Here is a 2353-nt window from a genome sequence, read left to right on the forward strand (position 1 = left end):
CCCCCCGTCATCCCGCCTGCCCCATCCGTCATCCCGCCTGCCCCGCCCGTCATCCCGCCTGCCCCATCCGTCATCCCGCCTGCCCCGCCCGTCATCCCGCCTGCCCCGCCCGTTACACCAACCACCACAGTAGAAATCCCCGAACTCACCGCCACCACCTTCACCATCCCCGAACCCCTCACCGAACCCGGCGGAGCAGGACAAGCGATGCTACGTTCCCAGGGGCAACAACCCCAACAACTCCGACCTAACGGCGTACATACCCGCATCATCCCCACCTGGACACCGGGCCTATATCAATAACCGGGTGTTAAAAGGGCGCAAGCGTTGCGCCCCTACAATCCCATACACCCGTAGGGGCGGATCGCATCCGCCCTCGCATCCGCCCTCGCATCCGCCCTCGCATCCGCCCAATCGTCCACTAATAGGAAGCCCCCACACAATGGGCGCAAGCGTTGCGCCCCTACAATCCCATACACCCGTAGGGGCGGATCGCATCCGCCCTCGCATCGGCCCTCGCATCGGCCCTCGCATCCCCCCCAAATATTCCCAAATTCAAAAAAATATCCTGTCACCGTGAACCCCTCAATTAACCCCATTCCCTTCACCGCCGCCCTCACCCTCGCCCTCGCCACCGCAGCCCCTGCCCAAACCCTCCCCGCCAACCTCCTCAGTGCCGACAGCATGGGCCAAGTCACCAACGTGAACCAACTGCGGGACGTAGACCCCAACGACTGGGCCTATACCGCCCTCAACGACCTAATCCAACGCTACAACTGTCTCCGGGGTTATCCCAACGGCACATTCGATGGCCAACGCCTCCTCAGCCGCTACGAATTCGCCGCCGGACTCAACGCCTGCGCCAATACCCTTGAAACCCTACTCACAGACAACACCAATCGCGCCACCCGTGATGACCTCGAAACCCTGCGCCGTCTGATGCAGGACTTTGAAGCCGAACTCGCCACCCTCGACGGTCAAATCAACAATCTAGAAAGCCGCGTTAATCGTCTCAGCGATAACCAATTTTCCACGACCACCAAACTCTATGGCCAAGTGGTGATGGGACTGCAAGGACGCTTGAGCAACAGCGCCGATGCCCAAAAAGCCGACGGAACCTTTGGCAGAGACGGCAACCCCGACACCCCCGACCCCAACGACACTATCAGCTTTGGCTACAACGCCCAACTGACCCTACTCACCCAATTCAATCCCCGCAGTTTTCTCCTCACTGGGATGCAAGCAGGCAACCTCAACACCAGCGACTTCACCAGTAATTTTGGTCTGCTCAATAACAATTTCACCCGCCTCGGCTACGAATCCAACACCAACAACGACCTCATCCTGAGCGATGTTAGCTATCGCCAACTCGTCACCGACAACCTAGCCATGATCATTGGTCCGGCTGGCGTGAACCCTGTCAGCGTGTTCCGTGGCCCGTCACGGGTCGAAAGTGCCGGATTTGGCCCCCTGTCTCGCTTTGCCCAACGTAACCCGATCATCCAAATCGGCGCAACCACTGCCGGGATCGGTTTTGATTGGCAACCCACCCGACAAATCAGCCTGCAAGGGGTTTATTCCGTTCCCTTCGCCAATGCGCCCAGGGCCAGTCTGCTCAACGATAGCTACACCGCAGGTCTGCAAGCCTTCATCACGCCCACCGAGAACATTGATCTGGCACTGTATTATCTCCATGCCTATTCTGGTTCCAACGCCGGACGGCTGCAAACCGGAGTCGGGGATAGTGATATTTCTTCCTTTACCGCAGCGCGATTTAATACCGATGCCTTTGGAGCAACGGCTAACTGGGCTATTACCGATGGTGTCACCTTGGGCGGCTGGGTCGGGTTTACCACCTCCCGCCAGGTGAATCATGCCGGGTCGGTGCAAACCCATAACTGGATGGTTTCGTTGCAATTCCCGGATCTCTTGGGTCAGGGGAATTATGGCGGGATTTTCTTTGGGGTTCCGCCCCGGATTACCCAAAGCAATTTGACGGTGAATGGGGTGTTAACGGGAAATTTACCCAGCATTTATGAGGGGAATTTAGTCACCAATACCAATGGCGGACGGCGAGACAGCACCTATCACCTGGAAGCCTTCTATCGCTGGCGGTTGTCTCGCCATGTCACGCTCACGCCGGGGGTGATTTTGCTGCTCAATCCGGGTCATAATGCCGGGAGCGATCGCATTTTGATTGTAGGATTGCGGACTACGTTTTCATTCTAGTTGACAACTCCCCGCCGTAAACGGTCGGGGATTCTCGTGTCACAGGGAGACTCTAGCTGGAGTATAAACTCCAACCCCGATATCTTTACCCTCGACGAGCGTTGATACGGTCTGCCCGACCGCA

Annotated in this window: 2 protein-coding genes and 1 pseudogene; 2 read left to right on the forward strand and 1 reads right to left on the reverse strand. The window is 57.8% G+C overall.

All coding sequences use genetic code 11. The features are described from left to right. Positions 1–303: pseudogene (locus K4A83_RS22555) on the forward strand (hypothetical protein); the annotation flags it as partial. A gap of 32 nt (positions 304–335) precedes the next feature. On the opposite strand, the gene K4A83_RS22560 reads toward K4A83_RS22555, so the two are convergent. Then, a complete protein-coding gene (locus K4A83_RS22560; protein ID WP_265266969.1) occupies positions 336–575 on the reverse strand; it encodes a hypothetical protein in 240 nt (79 codons plus the stop codon). 1 nt (position 576) lies between these two features. On the opposite strand from K4A83_RS22560, the gene K4A83_RS22565 reads away from it, so the two are divergent. Beyond that, positions 577–2229 carry an iron uptake porin gene (locus K4A83_RS22565; protein WP_265266970.1) on the forward strand — a complete coding sequence of 551 codons (1653 nt, stop codon included), beginning with the start codon at positions 577–579 and terminating at the stop codon, positions 2227–2229. Positions 2230–2353: the final 124 nt, after the last annotated feature.

The sequence above is a fragment of the Spirulina subsalsa FACHB-351 genome (genome assembly GCF_026130165.1).
GTDB lineage: Bacteria > Cyanobacteriota > Cyanobacteriia > Cyanobacteriales > Spirulinaceae > Spirulina_A > Spirulina_A subsalsa_A.